Source organism: Pectobacterium atrosepticum (genome assembly GCA_019056595.1).
GTDB classification, from domain to species: Bacteria; Pseudomonadota; Gammaproteobacteria; order Enterobacterales; family Enterobacteriaceae; genus Pectobacterium; species Pectobacterium atrosepticum.
Map to the genome: position 1 here is coordinate 2821995 of CP036163.1, position 17557 is coordinate 2839551.

The following is a 17557-nucleotide window of genomic DNA, read 5'->3' on the forward strand; positions in this document are numbered from 1 at the left end:
CATCAGCCTTCACGGAGCAGATTTTCTACTGCATCCGCCACATCCTGCACGGTACGCACGGATTTAAAAATTTCTGGCGATATTTTACGCCCGATGCGTTTTTGCAGGTGAACCACCATATCCACCGCATCAATGCTATCTAACTCAAGATCTTCATAGAGGCGGGATTCAGGTTTGATATCATCAGCATCCAGTTCAAATAACTTGACCAGTAAGCCTGTAATTTCCTGATAAATTTCGTTTTTATCCATCATCAACTCATTCTTTACTATCAGGCACTCACAGCGCGCTGAGTGTTAATAAAAGTAGCAAGGGTGGCAACAGAAAAGAAGTGTTGGCGCACCTCTTCACTTTCAGCAGAAAGTACGACGCCGTAACGGTTTTTAACCGCTAATCCCAGTTCAAGTGCATCGATAGAATCCAGACCAAGACCCTCGCCAAAAAGCGGAGCGTCCGTTTCTATTTCATCAACACTGATATCTTCAAGATTAAGAGAATCAATAATCATCTCTTTGATTTCAATAAATAGACATTCCATATGCATTTCCAAATGGTGTTCAGCTTTCTGGTGTTAAAGATTGCTGCAAAAGGCGATTCAAACGGCGAGCCGCCAAGGATCGCGCCTCTCCAGGCGCCATAAAAATGTCGCGGCTGATACGTTCGCGCACGCTCACCGTAAAATACGGTTTTTCAGGCGGAATGTGATACCAACGACTTTGTTTTCCCAATGTTTTTTGGCTACAGCGAATATGCACGACCCGTAAATCACAGCCGCAACGCACGGCAATATTTGCAGCACCGCGTTGCAGAACAAGAGGTTCTCCATAACGCGTGCGTGTGCCTTCGGGGAAGATAATGATCGCATCACCGTTATCGATCCGTTGCTGACAGTCCGGTAATAGTGCATCAGACTGGCTGTTGAGCAGATAATCCGCAGCACGAATAACGCCCCGGAAAAACAGGTTTTTTTGTAAATCAGCCTTAACCAGACAGTCGGCATCTGGCATGACGGATGCCAGCAAAACATAGTCAATTAGCGTCGGGTGATTGGCAACAATCAAACAGCCGCGATCGCGCTGTAAGGTTTCGATACCATCAATACGGTAATCCAGCACCCCGAGTCTGCGGGCACTGCATAAAAAAAATCGGAAGCTGGCGGAAATGCTGCGACGAGCCAACTGACGGCGGCGAGTGGTATCCCGCTGAATCAGCAACAGATTGAACCACACCAGAGAAAGCAGTAAACCGCCAACGCCAAACATAGCAAAACATGCGCCAGTCATCGTCAATCGCCATAAACGATTCAGACGAGTAGAAGGACGAAGAGCCAGCGATGACTCAGACATCACCTCTCTCCCATATCCAGTCAAGGCGTTCGCCTGATAAGGAAAAATTCGACTTTCTGGCAAGAAAAGCATGCAAAAACAACAGACTTTGTGGTGAATCACCGCGGTGAGAGGCCACCAGCGGTCGAGACTCACAAACCATGTCATCGCCATCCCCTAGCAATAGGGCGACGGCGTAAGGATAACGAGGCATGTCTGCCGGGACGTGTGGGTGGTAGAAATCAGGGATCGCACCATCAAAATCAACCAAGAGAATATTGCTGTATCCCGCAGCCTGTAATGCCTTCGCTTCGATAAGGCCTTGCTGGAAAGAGTCCATCCCTGCGGCAATCGATGTGGAAACCAGCGGCGCTTTCGCCGTAATAGTCAGGCTTCCTACTGCCGCATTGTGTACTGACATCGCAAAATCAGTAGGAGAAACATTCTTATTTTCTGAAAGCGCTTTCAAGATACTCAGGTTGCGTTCCAGTTCGCCGTGGCGAGAGGTGAAGACAATGGCATCAACCGATTGACGATGCAGTAACGCTAACCCACTATCGACAGCCAAACGGCTCCCTTGATTGAGGCGACGAGCCATCATCATGGGTAAATGTCGACATTTATCCAAAGGTTGCTCGGCATTGATAGCCGCAGGAACCCGCGACCAAGTTAACCAGTCGTCCGCGCTGCTGAGGCCCGGCGCGCTGGCCTGCCAATCAAGGATTGAAAATGCTAATCTCATACTGCCTTTTTCCCGGTGCCGTATATACTCGTAATACTTCAAGTTGCATGTGCGTTGGCTGCGTTCAGTCACCCGAATTACTTACCTGAGTAAGCTCATCGGGACACCCTCTCTTGCCGCCTTACGAGACTCATCAATGAGCCTCGCCCTTACGGGCCAACGCTTTGCGTTGTTCAAAACGCTAGCGTTTTGTCCTGAAACTCGAATTATTTGGAGTATAGCGCTGTGATATCAAAGCGATAATGGATATTTCGAGCATTCATTATTGCTTTTTAGAGATGAGCACACGGTGTTTTCCCTTAAAACGAACAAAGATAAAAATGACCGAATTACCTAGGGGTAATCGGGCCTAATAAATTATTTAATCTGCTGGCCCGCGAGTGTTAATTGAATTTCATGATCCAGTGTTTTTATCCAATTATTATAATTTCGGTGAATCTTCCCACCTCCCGCCAACAAATTCTCACTCCCAACATAACTGATGGAATAACTGGTTTGCGAATAGGTAATGCGGACATTTGCCACATGGCTGCGCTGAACTAAACGACCATCAATCACCCCCACATAGGCCTGAGACATGGCCCACTGACTTTTTTGCCCTGCTTTAATAATGGCATTTTTTACCTGTTCGGTTGTGTGTTGCCCAGCGATGGACTGTGTCACATTCGCTACCGGAACCGTACGCTCAGCACAACCAGTCATCAGCATAAGAACAGAGACTAAAGCGGCGAAAATAATCTGTTTTTTCATAAAATCCCTATCAAACAAAAACATCACTGCTAAAAAGAATTCGTTTCTGATGCAAGATGTAAAACTAATGCACCATTAAAACTATTTTACACAAAATAGATATAACTTGACAAAAAAACCATAAACCAAGGAATTGTGACTTATTACACAAAATACGTTTTTTCGAAGAAAACACATCAAGTTAAAAAATAAACAAATCAAACACATAAAAAATCCGCCTTATGTTTATCGACATAAGGCGGATAATCATCACGAATAAAATACCGGAGAATTACTCTACGGTAACGGATTTCGCCAGATTACGCGGTTGGTCAACATCCGTGCCTTTAATCAGTGCAACGTGATAAGACAGCAGCTGCAACGGCACCGTATAGAAGATTGGCGCAATCACTTCTTCGATATGCGGCAGCGGAATAATCTTCATATTTTCACTGCTGGTGAAACCGGCATCTTCATCAGCGAAGACATACAACTCACCACCGCGCGCCCGAACTTCTTCGATGTTGGATTTAAGCTTCTCCAACAGTTCGTTGTTCGGTGCCACTACGACAACCGGCATGTCTGCATCAATCAGCGCAAGCGGGCCGTGTTTCAGCTCGCCCGCCGCATAAGCTTCAGCGTGAATATAAGAGATCTCTTTCAGCTTCAGCGCGCCTTCCATCGCGATCGGGTACTGATCGCCACGGCCGAGGAACAGCGCATGGTGCTTGTCAGAAAAACCTTCCGCCAGAGATTCGATGAGCTTGTCCTGAGACAACATCTGCTCAATACGTGCTGGCAGCGCCTGCAAGCCATGAACGATGTCATGCTCAATCTGCGCATCCATACCACGCAGACGACCAACACGCGCCACCAGCATCAGCAAAACGGTAAGCTGAGTGGTAAAGGCTTTGGTCGAGGCCACGCCAATCTCTACGCCTGCTTTGGTCATCAGCGCCATATCGGATTCACGCACCAGCGAGGAGCCCGCAACGTTACAGATAGCCAGTGAACCCAGATAGCCCAGTTCTTTGGACAAACGCAGCGCCGCCAGCGTATCCGCCGTTTCACCGGACTGAGACAGGGTAATCATCAGGCTGTTCTTACGCACGGCAGGTTTGCGATAGCGGAATTCAGAAGCGATCTCCACGTCGCACGGGATACCGGCCAGTGCTTCAAACCAATAGCGGGAAACCATACCGGAATTGTAAGACGTACCGCAGGCGATAATCTGAACGTGCTCGACCTTCGCCAGCAGTTCATCCGCTTTCGGGCCTAATTCAGAAAGATTGATCTCGCCGTGGCTGAAACGCCCTTCAAGGGTGTTCTTGATCGCCATCGGCTGTTCGTAGATCTCTTTCTGCATGTAGTGACGATACGCACCTTTGTCGCCCGCATCGTAACTCACCTTTGATTCAATTTCTTCGCGTGTGGCAAGCTGACCAGATTTATCAAACACGCGCACGTCACGGCGGGTGATTTCCGCTACGTCGCCTTCTTCGAGGAACATGAAGCGACGAGTCACAGGCAGTAACGCCAGCTGATCGGAGGCAATGAAGTTTTCACCAACACCACGACCAATCACCAGCGGGCTACCAGAACGCGCAGCGACCAATACGCTTGAATCGCGGTTATCCAATACCACCATGCCATACGCACCGCGCAGCTGTGGAATCACGCGCTTAACGACTTCTACCAGCGTTCCGCCATTCTGCTTTTGTTCAAAATGAACCAAATGGGCAACCACTTCCGTATCGGTTTCAGAAACAAAACGATAACCGCGACCGATCATCAGTTCGCGCAACGGCTCGTGGTTTTCGATAATGCCGTTATGGACGATAGTAATATGTTCAGAAATATGCGGGTGTGCGTTCTCTTCAGAAGGTTCCCCGTGCGTTGCCCAACGGGTATGGGCGATGCCAGTACCGCCATGCAGTTCATGCTCTTCGGCTGCCTGAGACAGCACCTGCACTTTCCCCAGACGACGCAAACGAGCGACATGTCCTTCGCTGTCAACAACTGCCAGACCCGCAGAGTCATAGCCGCGATACTCAAGACGGCGTAAACCTTCCAACAAAATCTCAGCAACATCACGTTGCGCAACTGCGCCTACAATTCCACACATCGATGTGTATTCCTATAAAAGTGACATATTGTGTCACCTGGGATGTCTTAGACCTGATTGTTCCGGTTTTTCCGGGTTCCCCGAGCCTTGTAGAGAGTTGGGGATTATTATGTTTTGTTCTGTACTCTGGGATCGACCAAAGCGCAGGACAAAACCGCCTCCGCCGTATGCGGAGGCATAGAATGCTATTTCTTCTTCACCGGACGCTGCCAGCCGGAAATGTGCCGTTGTTTCACACGGCTGATCACCAGTTCGTTCTCTGCCACATCGCGCGTGACCGTCGTGCCTGCGCCGATAGTCGCGCCGCTGGCAACGTTAACGGGTGCGACAAGTTGCGTATCCGAACCGACAAACACATCGTCACCAATAACCGTTTTGTGTTTATTCGCGCCGTCATAGTTACAGGTGATCGTTCCCGCGCCAATATTAACACCGGAACCAATATCCGCATCACCCAAATAGCTAAGGTGACCCGCTTTTGATCCTTTACCCAGACGGGCCTTTTTCAGTTCGACAAAGTTACCAACATGCGCACCTTCAGCCAGTTCCGAGCCTGGTCGCAAACGGGCAAATGGCCCAATGGTACACTGTGCTTCCAATACAGAATCTTCCAGCACAGAATAAGGACTGATCTCACTGTCATCGCCAATAATGCAGTTTTTGATCACGCAGCCAGCCCCGATTTTCACCCGGTTACCTAGCTTAACATTCCCTTCTACGACCACATTGACATCCATCACTACATCGCGACCATGAGTTAGCTCGCCACGTAGATCAAATCGTGCCGGGTCAAGCAGCATCACGCCAGCCAGCAGCAGCTTATCCGCCTGTTCACGCTGATAAATTCGCTCAAGCGCCGACAGTTGCAGGCGATTATTGACGCCCTCAACTTCGCTCAGTCGTTCGGGATGGACCGCTTCAACACGCTGACCTTCTGCCGACGCCATCGCAATAATATCGGTGATGTAAAACTCACCCTGTGCGTTGTTGTTGTTCAACTGGCTTAACCAGCGCTTTAAATCCTTACCGTTGGCAATCAAAATGCCAGTATTGATCTCGTTAATCTGGCGCTGTGCTTCGCTGGCATCTTTGTGTTCAACGATCCCGACTACGGCACCCTTCTCACGGACAATTCGTCCATAGCCTGCTGGATCGTCCAGCTTCACCGTCAACAGGCCGATACCGCCCTGCGGCTTAGCCTCACGTAAATGTACTAGCGTCTGCGACGAAATCAGCGGTACATCGCCATACAACATCAAGATATCTTCATCATCAGCAAAATGAGGTGCGGCTTGCTGCATCGCATGCCCAGTTCCCAACTGCTCCGCCTGAAGCACCCAATTCAACGCCGGATCGGTCAGTTCATGCTTTAGCAAATCGCCGCCGTGGCCGTATACCAAATGAACATGCTGCGCGCCTGTCGTCATTGCCGCATCAATGACGTGCTGAACCATCGGTTTACCCGCCAGTTTATGTAATACCTTGGGGAGGTCGGAATACATACGGGTTCCTTTACCCGCCGCGAGGATCACCACACTCATAGCACTATTTAACATAAGCATCCTGACTGTACGGAGCCACAACCCCGCAAGAATAAAAATGGGTAGCCTGTTACGGCATGAATGACCAGAGTTTACCGAAACTCATGCATAACGCGGATACTTTTTGGTGAGTTTTTTCTGAAAATCTCGCACAAAACCACGAATAATCATGAGAAGAGGAGGTGAGCGCTATACCATCGCCAACAACAGAAATGACACGGTGTTTCATAAAAAACAGACTTTATTTTTAAGTATTTCCATTTGTGACATACGCAAAAGAAACAGCGTTTCATTTATAGCAATATACGCGGGAAAATAATTCAATAACGAAGGAGATACAATGAAACGTTGTTCTTCACAAAAATGTGATTCTTTACAGAAACACCGTTCTTCACGCCTCGCAGCCGTCGCGTTGACGAATGCATTACTTTTCAGCTTCAGTGCACACGCCGCGACAGAATCAACACCCGTCTGGCACGGTATCGCTTTTGGTCAGTCAACAGACGTAAACTTTTCATCCAATGTCCTGCCAGAAAAAATTGGCGTAAACGACGTCACCATTAACGGCAAGAAACTAACCCCGGGGGATAACGCTGATTTGTCCGCACCAATCACGATTGAGAGTCGTGGCGGAAAAATTGCCAACACCCATGACGGGCTGACGTTCTTCTATACACAGTTGCCTGCCAATGTGAATTTTACGCTTCAATCTGATATTACCGTGGAACAGTTTGGACCGGAAAATGGCGCCAAACCTGCGGCTCAGGAAGGGGCGGGGATTCTGGTGCGCGATATTATTGGCATACCGCGTCAGGAACCGCTGAAAGAAGGATATGAAGAATTCCCTGCGGCATCCAACATGGTGATGAATGCCATCATGACGCAGGATAAAAAGTCTCATACCGAAATCAAACTACAGGCGATTTTGCGTAACGGCGTCACACAACCGTGGGGCAACGCGGGCGCGAAAATTACCAAAACCAGCTATCAGGAAAACGTCAATCTGGAGCAAACGCCTACGTTCCGTCTGAAATTGGAACGCACCAACGACGGCTTCATTACCTCTTATGCACCGAAAGGTACGGATAACTGGGTATCAAAAGAAATCAAAGGTGCAGACGTCGTCACCAAGTTGGATAAAGATCACTATTATGTTGGTTTCTTTTCCTCCCGTAACGCCAAAATCACCGTCAGCAATGCACAGTTGACGACGACACCGGCGCAAACCAAAGCCTCACCGGAATTTAAAGCCAAGGATTACGATCCTTTGATCCAGGTGATGTCATCGCCTAAAACCACCAGCGAACATTATCTCGTACAGGCTAAAGCTAACTACAACGGCACGATCGCGGTTTCACAAGAGGGTAAATCTCTGGGTGATGCCAAGCAGGTAAAAGCGGGGGAAACCTTCTCTCTGCCAGCAAAAATTGCCGGTAACAGTGCTGAATTCAAACTCGCTTACCAACCTGCGGAAGGGGATGATAAAGCAGTAAAAGAAAGCACGTTCAAGGTTGAAAAAGTGGCTTATGCAGACGCCAAAAATCTGTATGTTTCGCCACAAGGTTCAGCCAGCAACGACGGCAGTAAAAATGCACCGCTCGATTTAGCTAGCGCCGTCGCCGCTCTGCCAGCTGGTGGAACAATTTGGCTCAACGATGGTGATTACAGCGCGGCAGAAATCCCCGTTAGCGCTAGCGGTCAGCAAAAAACCGTCAAGAACCTGTTTGCTGTCGGCAATAAAGCCGTCATTCATGGCCTGCAACTGAAAGCGAGCCATTGGCATGTAAAAGGTATTGAAATCACAGAGAAACCATTCCGTATCGAGGGGAGCTACAACACCATCGAACGCGTGCTGGCGCACCATGCTGACGATACAGGTATTCAGGTAACCTCGACGGCCGATGTAGGCAGACCACTGTGGGCCAGCCATAACCTGATTCTGAACTCAGAATCTCACAGCAATCAGGACGCTGGAAAAATTAACGCCGACGGTTTCGCAGTGAAAATGCGTGTGGGTGAAGGCAACGTGATTCGCGGTGCGTTCTCGCACAACAACATCGATGACGGCTTCGACCTGTTTAACAAAATTGAAGACGGCGCAAACGGCGTTGTGGTGATCGAGAATTCAATTGCCATGAACAACACCAGCAACGGCTTCAAAATGGGTGGCGAAGGCCAGCCAGTGGCCCATCAGGTCAAAAACAGCATTGCTGTGGGTAACAAGCTTGATGGTTTCACTGACAACTTCAACCCAGGTGCATTGATCGTTGAAGACAACATTGCGTTAGATAACGAACGCTTTAACTTCATTTTCCGTCCAAGCCCTTACTCTGGCCCGGAAAAACAAGGCGTCTTCAAGAACAACGTTTCGCTGAAAACCAAAGCGGGTAAATATGATGATGCGGTTATCGGCAGCATCGATAACACCAACTATTTCATCAAAGGCGACCGTTCTGTTAACGCGCAGGGTAAAGAAATCACAGTAAACAACTTCATATCCGTTACCGTCCCAGAGACGTTTACGCGAGATGCCAAAGGCAATCTGGTACTTGGCGACTTCCTGAGGAAGAAATAAGATATTTTCAGGCTATTGAAAAAACGGGTTTGTAGAACGAAAACGGGGATAATGGAATAGAAGAGTAAAGCGTCCGCGCCATGGACAAAAACGTCAGGAACGTTTTTGAACGTCGCTTGCGACGACCCTGAAAGGGTGAATCTCAGGGATGAGATTCATATTGCGCGGCTCGAGCGTACAGGGAGGTATTCACAGCGTCTTTACGATCTATCCATTACCCCGCTCGGCTCCCTTTGCTAGCGACCTAAGATTCGTAGATTGTTTAGCATCGTTTCGACGCAGAATAACATCACCTTAAATGCAAAAAGGCCAGTCAGTGTGAACTGACTGGCCTTCAATTATTTCAAGCTTATCTGTTACATCGCTTTTCTGGTCAGCTCAATAACACGCAGCTTCGCAATCGCTTTTGTCAGCTCTGCGGAAGCCTGAGCATAATCCACATCGCCATGCGAATTACGGATATGGTCTTCGGCTTTGCGTTTCGCTTCCAACGCACGGGCTTCATCCAAATCCTGTCCACGAATAGCGGTATCGGACAGTACGGTAACCATATTCGGCTGCACCTCAAGGACGCCACCAGAAAGGTAGATATACTCTTCTTCACCGTGCTGCTTAACGATACGAATCATACCCGGTTTAATGGCAGTGAGCAGAGGGGCATGTCCCGGATAAATACCCAGTTCGCCTTCGCTCCCCGTTACCTGGATCTTCTGCACCAGACCGGAGAACATTTGCTGTTCCGCACTCACGACATCCAGATGGTAAGTCATAGCCATGTCACCCTCCTACAAGGCGTTACAGTTTCTTGGCTTTTTCCACGACTTCGTCGATGGAACCAACCATGTAGAACGCCTGCTCTGGCAGGTGGTCGTATTCGCCTTCCATAATCCCTTTAAAGCCACGGATGGTGTCTTTCAGGGAAACGTATTTGCCCGGAGAACCGGTAAATACTTCTGCAACGAAGAACGGCTGTGACAGGAAGCGCTGAATCTTACGCGCACGGGATACCACCAGCTTGTCTTCTTCAGACAGCTCGTCCATACCCAAGATCGCGATGATGTCTTTCAGTTCCTGATAGCGTTGCAGAATAGACTGCACGCCACGGGCAACATCATAGTGTTCCTGACCAACAACCAGCGGATCCAACTGACGGCTGGTGGAATCCAGCGGGTCAACGGCCGGGTAGATACCCAGAGAAGCGATCTGACGGCTCAGTACCACGGTTGCATCCAAGTGAGCAAAGGTGGTGGCTGGTGACGGGTCAGTCAAGTCATCCGCAGGAACGTAAACGGCCTGAACAGAGGTGATAGAACCGGTTTTGGTTGAGGTGATACGTTCTTGCAGAACGCCCATCTCTTCCGCCAGCGTCGGCTGATAACCTACCGCAGAAGGCATACGGCCCAGCAGTGCGGATACTTCCGTACCGGCCAGGGTATAACGGTAAATGTTATCGACGAACAGCAGTACGTCACGGCCTTCATCACGGAATTTTTCCGCCATGGTCAGACCGGTCAATGCTACGCGCAGACGGTTACCTGGTGGCTCATTCATCTGGCCATAAACCAGTGATACTTTATCGATTACGTTGGAATCGGTCATTTCGTGGTAGAAGTCGTTACCTTCACGGGTACGCTCACCAACGCCTGCAAACACAGAGTAACCGGAGTGCTCGATCGCGATGTTACGGATCAGCTCCATCATGTTTACGGTTTTACCTACGCCCGCACCACCGAACAGACCCACTTTACCGCCCTTGGCAAACGGACACATCAGGTCGATAACCTTGATGCCGGTTTCCAGCAGTTCCTGTGAGTTTGACAGCTCTTCATAGCTCGGAGCTGAACGGTGAATAGCCCAACGCTCTTCTTCGCCGATGTCGCCTTTCATGTCGATGGGATCACCCAACACGTTCATGATACGACCCAGCGTTGCTTTGCCTACCGGTACTTCGATCGGGTGGCCTAGGTTATTCACGTTCAACCCGCGACGCAGACCGTCAGAAGAACCCATTGCGATACAACGAACAATGCCGCCGCCCAACTGCTGCTGCACTTCCAGCACCAGTTTCTCAGCGCCGTTCTCTACCTCAAGCGCATCGTACACTTTCGGTACGGCATCTTGCGGGAACTCGACGTCCACCACGGCGCCGATTACCTGGATAATCTTTCCAGTAGCCATCTTGAATCCTCTACGTAATTCGACAATACGTAATTCGTAAACCTGCTTTAAACCGCGGAGGCTCCCCCGACGATTTCGGTGAGTTCCTGAGTAATGCTGGCCTGACGCGCCTTGTTGTATACCAACTGAAGCTCTTTGATCAGGCTACCGCCGTTATCAGTCGCGGCTTTCATCGCAACCATTCGCGCGGCCTGCTCACTAGCCAGATTTTCTACGACGCCCTGATAAACCTGAGATTCTACATAACGGCGCAGCAGGGTATCCAGCAGCGACTTAGGATCGGGTTCATACAGGTAATCCCAGGCTTTCTTCTTCAACTCACTGTCATCTGAAGGCGGTAACGGTAACACTTGAACAATAAGCGGTTCCTGAGACATGGTATTGATAAACTTGTTGCTTACGATATACAGCTTGTCCAGACGACCTTCGTCATAGGCTTGCAGCATAACTTTAACCGGGCCGATCAATTCTGATACGGAAGGGTTATCCCCCATACCGGTAACCTGAGCAACAATGTTTCCGCCTACCGAACCGAAGAAAGAAGCCGCTTTGGAACCAATCAGCGCTAAATCAGTTTCAACGCCTTTGTCGCTCCAGGATTTCATATCAGCCAGCAGTTTTTTGAACAGGTTAATGTTCAAACCACCACACAAGCCACGGTCAGTAGACACCACCAAATACCCAACGCGCTTAACGCCACGTTCTTCCAGGTACGGGTGTTTATATTCCAGATTCCCTAACGCAAGGTGACCAATCACATTGCGTATGGTTTCCGCATAAGGACGGCTGGCCGCCATACGCTCCTGCGATTTACGCATTTTAGAAGCGGCGACCATTTCCATTGCTTTGGTGATCTTCTGCGTATTTTGGACGCTTGCGATCTTACTACGTATCTCTTTTGCGCCGGCCATCTTTGCTTCTCCTCAAAGCCTTGCGGCCTGCTTTACAGCAGGCCACCGGGCGTTACCAGGACTGGGTTGCCTTAAAAGTATCGAGGATGCCTTTAAACTTGCCCTCGATCTCATCGTTATAAGCGCCAGTCTGGTCGATTTGTTGCAGAAGTTCGCCATGCTCACGGTCAGCGTAAGCCAGCAGAGCCGCTTCAAAGCTACCGACTTTTGACAGGTCAACATCTTCCAGATAACCACGTTCCGCCGCAAACAGAACCAGAGACTGCTGTGCGACAGACATCGGCGCATACTGTTTCTGTTTCAACAGCTCGGTCACTTTCTGACCGTGGCTCAACTGCTTGCGTGTTGCATCATCAAGATCGGAAGCGAACTGAGAAAATGCCGCCAACTCACGATACTGCGCCAGAGCGGTACGAATACCACCGGACAGTTTCTTCATGATCTTGGTCTGTGCTGCACCACCCACACGGGATACGGAGATCCCTGGGTTAACTGCAGGACGAATACCGGCGTTAAACAAGTTGGATTCCAGGAAGATCTGACCATCAGTAATCGAAATTACGTTGGTCGGAACGAACGCAGAAACGTCACCTGCTTGCGTTTCGATGATCGGCAGTGCCGTCAACGAACCGGTTTTCCCCTTCACTTCACCCTTGGTGAATGCTTCAACGTAATCCGCGTTAACACGCGATGCACGTTCCAACAAACGGGAGTGGAGATAGAAAACGTCACCAGGATAGGCTTCACGACCTGGCGGACGACGAAGCAGCAGAGAAATCTGACGATAAGCAACGGCCTGTTTGGACAGGTCATCATAAATAATCAGCGCATCTTCACCACGGTCACGGAAATACTCACCCATCGCACAACCGGCATACGGTGCCAGATATTGCAGAGCGGCAGATTCAGACGCAGTAGCGACGACGACAATGGTGTTTTCCAGTGCGCCATGCTCTTCCAGTTTACGCACCACGTTAGAAATCGTGGAGGCTTTCTGGCCGATAGCAACGTACACACATTTGATACCGGAATCACGCTGGTTGATGATGGCATCGATGGCCAGCGCGGTTTTACCCGTCTGACGGTCACCGATAATCAGCTCACGCTGACCACGGCCGATTGGAATCATGGCATCAACGGACTTATAGCCCGTTTGTACCGGCTCATCAACGGACTGACGTTCGATAACGCCAGGCGCAATCGCTTCAACCGCAGAGAAACCATCGTGATCCAGTGCACCTTTACCGTCAATCGGTGCGCCCAGCGTGTTGACCACGCGACCCAGCAGGCCTCGGCCAACCGGAACTTCAAGAATACGGCCGGTGCATTTTACTTTCATGCCTTCAGCCAGATCCGCATACGGCCCCATGACTACCGCACCAACGGAGTCTCGCTCCAGGTTCAGTGCGATCGCATAACGGTTACCCGGCAGAGAGATCATCTCCCCCTGCATCACGTCAGCCAGACCGTGGACGCGGATGATTCCGTCACTGACGGAAACAATAGTACCTTCATTGTGAGCTTCGCTCACCACATTGAACTGAGCAATGCGCTGCTTGATCAGTTCGCTGATTTCGGTGGAATTCAGTTGCATGCTCCAGTCCCCTTAAGACTGCAAGACGTCTGCCAAACGTTCCAGACGACTGCGAATGCTGCCATCTATCACCATATCGCCCGCGCGAATAACCACGCCGGCCATGACAGACTTATCAATTTTGCAATTCAGCTTCACTTTGCGTGACAGACGTTTTTCCATAGCGGCAGCGATTTTTGATAGCTGCTGCTCATTCAACGTGCTGGCAGAAATCACATCGACGTCAACCGTCGATTCTAGTGCTGCCCGCAGTTGAATAAATTGTTCCAGTACTTCAGGAAGCACCAGTAAACGTCCGTTTTCGGCCATCACCCTAATCAGGTTCTGACCGGCTTCATCAAGTTGATCACCACAAACGGCAATAAACGTTTTTGCCAGCTCAATCGGTGCAATCGCACCAGAAAGTAACTCGGCAATCTGCTCATTGCGCGCCACTTCGGCCGAAAACGCCAGCATGCTCTGCCAGCGATCCAAGGCCTGATTCTCAACCGCAAAGTCAAAAGCTGCTTTGGCGTAGGGGCGAGCTACCGTGACAAATTCAGACATCAGCCCCTCCCTCCTTACAGTTCAGCGACCAGTTTATCAACGATGTCGCTGTTAGCAGCTTCATCCACGGAACGTTCAATAATTTTTTCGGCACCGGCAATCGCCAATACGGCAACTTGCTTACGCAGCTCTTCACGAGCACGTTTACGTTCGGCTTCGATTTCAGCCTGAGCCTGTGCCACAATCTTGTTACGTTCAGCTTCTGCTTCGGCTTTCGCCTCATCCAGGATCTGAGCACGGCGTTTGTTCGCCTGCTCGATGATAACCTGAGCATCCGCTTTAGCTTTCTTCAGTTGATCTGTCGCATTGGCCTGAGCCAAGTTCAAATCTTTTTTGGCCCGTTCAGCAGAAGCCAGACCGTCAGCAATTTCTTTCTGACGTTTCTCGATGGCTGCCATCATCGGCGGCCATACATACTTCATGCAGAACCAGACAAACAGGACGAACGCAATGGCCTGGCCGAGGATTGTTGCATTAATATTCACAGCACAATGCCTCTTTCAAAGTTAAATAAGTTGATGTTTTAACCTCAGCAGAAAACATTCTGCTTAGGCCACCGCAAACATCACATACAGCCCCAGACCAACAGCGATCATCGGGATGGCGTCAACCAGACCCATGACGATAAAGAACTGTGTACGCAGTAAAGGAATCAGGTCAGGCTGACGAGCAGCACCTTCCAAGAATTTACCACCCAGAATGCCGATACCGATCGCAGCACCGATAGCCGCCAAACCCATCATTAACGCGGCAGCCATGTACAGCAGATCCACACTCAGGTTTTCCATGACAGTCTCCAGTTTGTTTCAGTTAAAAACGTTATTTGTTGAAAGAAAATCAATGCTCTTCAGATGCCATCGAGAGATAAACAACCGTCAGAACCATGAAAATAAAAGCCTGAAGCGTAATAATCAAAATGTGGAAAATAGCCCAAGGCACATTTAACAGCCATTGTGACCACCACGGCAACAGACCGGCAATCAGGATGAAGATCAACTCACCCGCATACATATTGCCAAACAGTCGCAAGCCTAAGGAAATAGGTTTGGACAGCAGGCTGACACCTTCAAGAATCAGGTTGATAGGAATAAATACTGGATGGTTGAACGGCTGCATGGTCAGTTCTTTAACAAAACCACCGAGACCTTTCATTTTGATGCTGTAGAACAGAACCAGGATAAACACCCCAAGGGCCATCGACAGCGTGATGTTCACGTCAGCCGTCGGCACAGCACGCAGATAAGCATGCGCCGGATCGTATCCCAGCAGGCTGTAGACGCCAGCCCAGAGTTGTGGCAACAGATCGATAGGCAGCAGATCCATCATATTCATCAGGAAAACCCAGACGAAAATGGTCAGCGCCAGAGGAGCAATCAATTTGCTTTTGCCATGGAACATATCGCGTACGGTGCCATCAACGAAACCGATAAGCAGTTCGACGGCCGTTTGCAATTTACCTGGCACACCGCTGGTCGCACGTTTAGCTACGCGGTGAAAGATAACCAGAAAGAGGATCCCAAGAGCGATGGAAAAAAACATCGAATCGACGTTGATCGACCAAAAACCCGTCCCTACCTGCAAATGGTGCAAGTGGTGACTGATATACTCTTGCGGAGTAGAGATTTCTCCAGCAGCCATGATGTCCCTTACCCTTTGTTGTTAATTACGGTAACGATTAATTACGATCGGTGCCACGATCTGCATAACCAGCACCGATAAATAAGTCAGGCCTAGCGGAAAGAATGCCGCTTTAAATACGCCTAACGCCACCACTAACAGTGCAATGGTGATAAATACTTTAAGCGCCTCGCCAATCGCGAATGACCAGGCTACACGTCCATCAGCAGGCTTGTGCGACTGATGACGCAAGGCAAACAGCACAAACAAGACATTCGGCAACCAGGCTGCCAATCCTCCGCCTAATGCAGAAGCGGCAGCGTTGACGCTATTGAGGCTGAAAACAGCACTCAACAAAGCAAAAGTCACTAACTGTAGCAACAGCAGCCTTAAGGCCACCTTTCCGCTGTAAAGGGATACAGGCATGACGTTTGCTCTCTCCGTACCTTTTCAGAGGTATACCGAATGACGTATAAAACTGCCTTTACACCACTGAGTCAAGCAGCAAAAAACGAGCAAATTATACGGGTCATACCTGCGAATTCAATCGATAAGTAGCGAAAAGGTGAACAATTATTTAAATTTCTTTCTGAAGCCCCGTTTTTGCTAACAATCATTCTTGTTCACGCCTAATGTAATTAATGTCTAAAGCCCTCTAATCTGTGATGTGACTCACATAAAAGGCTTTACAGCTATTTATACCAGAACGTGTTTTTTTTTGTCTTTAGCAAAACAAGCTATTTATTTTATTTAACTTCAATAAGTTAGATAAATAGTTATTCAAAAAACGCAATAAACGACGTTTCAACTATCTATTGACATTATTGATATCGTTTCTTTACTCATTTAACACAAAAATAACTAATTTTTGATGCCGATGATTTATTTTCGCTCGTTATTATTCAGTGCGAAAGTAAAAGAACGGCACTGAAAAAACCAAGATGTAAAATTTCAGTGATCGCGATGCGTTCTGGAACGATGCCACCGATAAACGAAGCGGCAGCCTGACACGCAATATTTAGTTATAATTTTTTTGATAAAAAACAAAATTAGTTTGGTTTAAGCACGATCAAATGGCGTTCACCTTCCAGATCGGGAACCGATAAACGGACAACCTGATCTAATAAGACACCTTGTGGCAAGGATGACAATTCATCCTGTGGAAGTACGCCTTTGAGGGCATAAAACCGCCCTGTCGTCCTGGCTGGAAGATGATTACACCAGCTAATCATATCCTGCAAAGAGGCGAATGCTCGGCTGATCACCCCATCAAAAGGCGGCTCTGCTGGAAAGTCTTCAACACGACTCTGCACTGGCGTGATGTTCTCAAGCTGTAGTTCATGCTGAACTTGACGCAGGAAGCGCACACGTTTACCCAGACTATCTAGCAAGGTGAAATGCGATTCAGGTCGAACAATCGCCAGCGGAATACCCGGCAAGCCCGGCCCCGTTCCCACATCGATAAAACGCTGTCCATGTAAATGCGGCTCAACCACGATACTGTCCATGATGTGACGGACAAGCATTTGCTGTGGATCGCGTACAGACGTCAGATTATAAGCTTTGTTCCACTTATTCAGCATGTCAACGTACTGTATCAGAAGATTTTTTTGCTTATCTGATATCACAATACCAGCCGCATTTAGCAGATTATCGAGTGTGTTGCGCACAATA

General features: G+C 49.0%; 18 protein-coding genes. 1 reads left to right on the forward strand and 17 read right to left on the reverse strand.

Annotation, left to right across the window (positions count from 1 at the left end; genetic code table 11):
* Nucleotides 1-2: 2 nt before the first annotated feature.
* The 7 genes from DCX48_13460 to glmU form a co-directional block, all read right to left on the reverse strand.
* Nucleotides 3-251: an acyl carrier protein gene (locus DCX48_13460; protein ID QXE17241.1), complete on the reverse strand. Its 249-nt coding sequence runs from the start codon at nt 249-251 to the stop codon at nt 3-5.
* A 20-nt stretch (nt 252-271) separates the two neighbouring features.
* A complete protein-coding gene (locus tag DCX48_13465; GenBank protein QXE15441.1) occupies nt 272-538 on the reverse strand; it encodes an acyl carrier protein in 267 nt (88 codons plus the stop codon).
* 19 nt (nt 539-557) lie between these two features.
* Nucleotides 558-1346 carry a 1-acyl-sn-glycerol-3-phosphate acyltransferase gene (locus DCX48_13470; protein ID QXE15442.1) on the reverse strand — a complete coding sequence of 263 codons (789 nt, stop codon included), beginning with the start codon at nt 1344-1346 and terminating at the stop codon, nt 558-560.
* Nucleotides 1339-2067 carry a beta-ketoacyl synthase gene (locus DCX48_13475; protein QXE15443.1) on the reverse strand — a complete coding sequence of 243 codons (729 nt, stop codon included), beginning with the start codon at nt 2065-2067 and terminating at the stop codon, nt 1339-1341. Before DCX48_13475 ends, DCX48_13470 begins: the two co-directional genes overlap by 8 nt.
* A 357-nt stretch (nt 2068-2424) precedes the next feature.
* The gene (locus DCX48_13480) at nt 2425-2817 is read right to left on the reverse strand and encodes a hypothetical protein (GenBank protein ID QXE15444.1); all 393 of its coding nucleotides are present in this window, start codon (nt 2815-2817) and stop codon (nt 2425-2427) included.
* Nucleotides 2818-3088: 271 nt separating this feature from the next.
* Nucleotides 3089-4921, reverse strand: a complete 1833-nt coding sequence (gene glmS, locus DCX48_13485; GenBank protein QXE15445.1) for a glutamine--fructose-6-phosphate transaminase (isomerizing) — start codon at nt 4919-4921, stop codon at nt 3089-3091.
* 185 nt (nt 4922-5106) lie between these two features.
* Nucleotides 5107-6477: a bifunctional UDP-N-acetylglucosamine diphosphorylase/glucosamine-1-phosphate N-acetyltransferase GlmU gene (glmU, locus tag DCX48_13490; protein ID QXE15446.1), complete on the reverse strand. Its 1371-nt coding sequence runs from the start codon at nt 6475-6477 to the stop codon at nt 5107-5109.
* Between the two features lie 325 nt (nt 6478-6802).
* Here glmU and DCX48_13495 point away from each other — a divergent pair, with 325 nt between their 5' ends.
* Nucleotides 6803-9037 carry a right-handed parallel beta-helix repeat-containing protein gene (locus tag DCX48_13495; protein ID QXE15447.1) on the forward strand — a complete coding sequence of 745 codons (2235 nt, stop codon included), beginning with the start codon at nt 6803-6805 and terminating at the stop codon, nt 9035-9037.
* A 356-nt stretch (nt 9038-9393) separates the two neighbouring features.
* Here the strand turns inward: DCX48_13495 and atpC are convergent, their stop codons facing one another.
* From atpC to rsmG, 10 genes are all read right to left on the reverse strand, one after another.
* Nucleotides 9394-9813, reverse strand: coding sequence for a F0F1 ATP synthase subunit epsilon (gene atpC / locus DCX48_13500; protein QXE15448.1), 420 nt, complete (start codon nt 9811-9813; stop codon nt 9394-9396).
* Nucleotides 9814-9832: 19 nt separating this feature from the next.
* Entirely contained in the window at nt 9833-11215 is a 1383-nt protein-coding gene (atpD, locus tag DCX48_13505) for a F0F1 ATP synthase subunit beta (protein ID QXE15449.1), read from the reverse strand.
* A 47-nt stretch (nt 11216-11262) separates the two neighbouring features.
* Nucleotides 11263-12126 carry a F0F1 ATP synthase subunit gamma gene (gene atpG / locus DCX48_13510; GenBank protein ID QXE15450.1) on the reverse strand — a complete coding sequence of 288 codons (864 nt, stop codon included), beginning with the start codon at nt 12124-12126 and terminating at the stop codon, nt 11263-11265.
* A gap of 52 nt (nt 12127-12178) precedes the next feature.
* Nucleotides 12179-13720 carry a F0F1 ATP synthase subunit alpha gene (gene atpA / locus DCX48_13515; protein QXE15451.1) on the reverse strand — a complete coding sequence of 514 codons (1542 nt, stop codon included), beginning with the start codon at nt 13718-13720 and terminating at the stop codon, nt 12179-12181.
* 12 nt (nt 13721-13732) lie between these two features.
* Nucleotides 13733-14266: a F0F1 ATP synthase subunit delta gene (gene atpH / locus DCX48_13520; GenBank protein QXE15452.1), complete on the reverse strand. Its 534-nt coding sequence runs from the start codon at nt 14264-14266 to the stop codon at nt 13733-13735.
* A 14-nt stretch (nt 14267-14280) separates the two neighbouring features.
* Nucleotides 14281-14751, reverse strand: a complete 471-nt coding sequence (gene atpF, locus DCX48_13525; protein ID QXE15453.1) for a F0F1 ATP synthase subunit B — start codon at nt 14749-14751, stop codon at nt 14281-14283.
* A gap of 63 nt (nt 14752-14814) precedes the next feature.
* Nucleotides 14815-15054: a F0F1 ATP synthase subunit C gene (gene atpE / locus DCX48_13530; GenBank protein QXE15454.1), complete on the reverse strand. Its 240-nt coding sequence runs from the start codon at nt 15052-15054 to the stop codon at nt 14815-14817.
* A 49-nt stretch (nt 15055-15103) separates the two neighbouring features.
* Entirely contained in the window at nt 15104-15904 is an 801-nt protein-coding gene (gene atpB, locus DCX48_13535; protein ID QXE15455.1) for a F0F1 ATP synthase subunit A, read from the reverse strand.
* Between the two features lie 21 nt (nt 15905-15925).
* The gene (atpI, locus tag DCX48_13540; GenBank protein QXE15456.1) at nt 15926-16309 is read right to left on the reverse strand and encodes a F0F1 ATP synthase subunit I; all 384 of its coding nucleotides are present in this window, start codon (nt 16307-16309) and stop codon (nt 15926-15928) included.
* Nucleotides 16310-16932: 623 nt separating this feature from the next.
* The gene (gene rsmG, locus DCX48_13545; protein ID QXE15457.1) at nt 16933-17553 is read right to left on the reverse strand and encodes a 16S rRNA (guanine(527)-N(7))-methyltransferase RsmG; all 621 of its coding nucleotides are present in this window, start codon (nt 17551-17553) and stop codon (nt 16933-16935) included.
* Nucleotides 17554-17557: the final 4 nt, after the last annotated feature.

What these genes read in the sequence shown, in the direction of transcription:
- glmS (QXE15445.1), bottom strand. Translation starts at nt 4,921, where the DNA reads ATGTGTGGAATTGTAGGCGCAGTTGCGCAACGTGATGTTGCTGAGATT.
- DCX48_13495 (QXE15447.1), top strand. Translation starts at nt 6,803, where the DNA reads ATGAAACGTTGTTCTTCACAAAAATGTGATTCTTTACAGAAACACCGT.
- atpH (QXE15452.1), bottom strand. Translation starts at nt 14,266, where the DNA reads ATGTCTGAATTTGTCACGGTAGCTCGCCCCTACGCCAAAGCAGCTTTT.
- atpC (QXE15448.1), bottom strand. Translation starts at nt 9,813, where the DNA reads ATGGCTATGACTTACCATCTGGATGTCGTGAGTGCGGAACAGCAAATG.
- DCX48_13470 (QXE15442.1), bottom strand. Translation starts at nt 1,346, where the DNA reads ATGTCTGAGTCATCGCTGGCTCTTCGTCCTTCTACTCGTCTGAATCGT.
- DCX48_13475 (QXE15443.1), bottom strand. Translation starts at nt 2,067, where the DNA reads ATGAGATTAGCATTTTCAATCCTTGATTGGCAGGCCAGCGCGCCGGGC.
- atpE (QXE15454.1), bottom strand. Translation starts at nt 15,054, where the DNA reads ATGGAAAACCTGAGTGTGGATCTGCTGTACATGGCTGCCGCGTTAATG.
- atpI (QXE15456.1), bottom strand. Translation starts at nt 16,309, where the DNA reads ATGCCTGTATCCCTTTACAGCGGAAAGGTGGCCTTAAGGCTGCTGTTG.
- atpB (QXE15455.1), bottom strand. Translation starts at nt 15,904, where the DNA reads ATGGCTGCTGGAGAAATCTCTACTCCGCAAGAGTATATCAGTCACCAC.
- atpD (QXE15449.1), bottom strand. Translation starts at nt 11,215, where the DNA reads ATGGCTACTGGAAAGATTATCCAGGTAATCGGCGCCGTGGTGGACGTC.
- glmU (QXE15446.1), bottom strand. Translation starts at nt 6,477, where the DNA reads ATGTTAAATAGTGCTATGAGTGTGGTGATCCTCGCGGCGGGTAAAGGA.
- atpA (QXE15451.1), bottom strand. Translation starts at nt 13,720, where the DNA reads ATGCAACTGAATTCCACCGAAATCAGCGAACTGATCAAGCAGCGCATT.
- DCX48_13460 (QXE17241.1), bottom strand. Translation starts at nt 251, where the DNA reads ATGGATAAAAACGAAATTTATCAGGAAATTACAGGCTTACTGGTCAAG.
- DCX48_13465 (QXE15441.1), bottom strand. Translation starts at nt 538, where the DNA reads ATGGAATGTCTATTTATTGAAATCAAAGAGATGATTATTGATTCTCTT.
- atpG (QXE15450.1), bottom strand. Translation starts at nt 12,126, where the DNA reads ATGGCCGGCGCAAAAGAGATACGTAGTAAGATCGCAAGCGTCCAAAAT.
- DCX48_13480 (QXE15444.1), bottom strand. Translation starts at nt 2,817, where the DNA reads ATGAAAAAACAGATTATTTTCGCCGCTTTAGTCTCTGTTCTTATGCTG.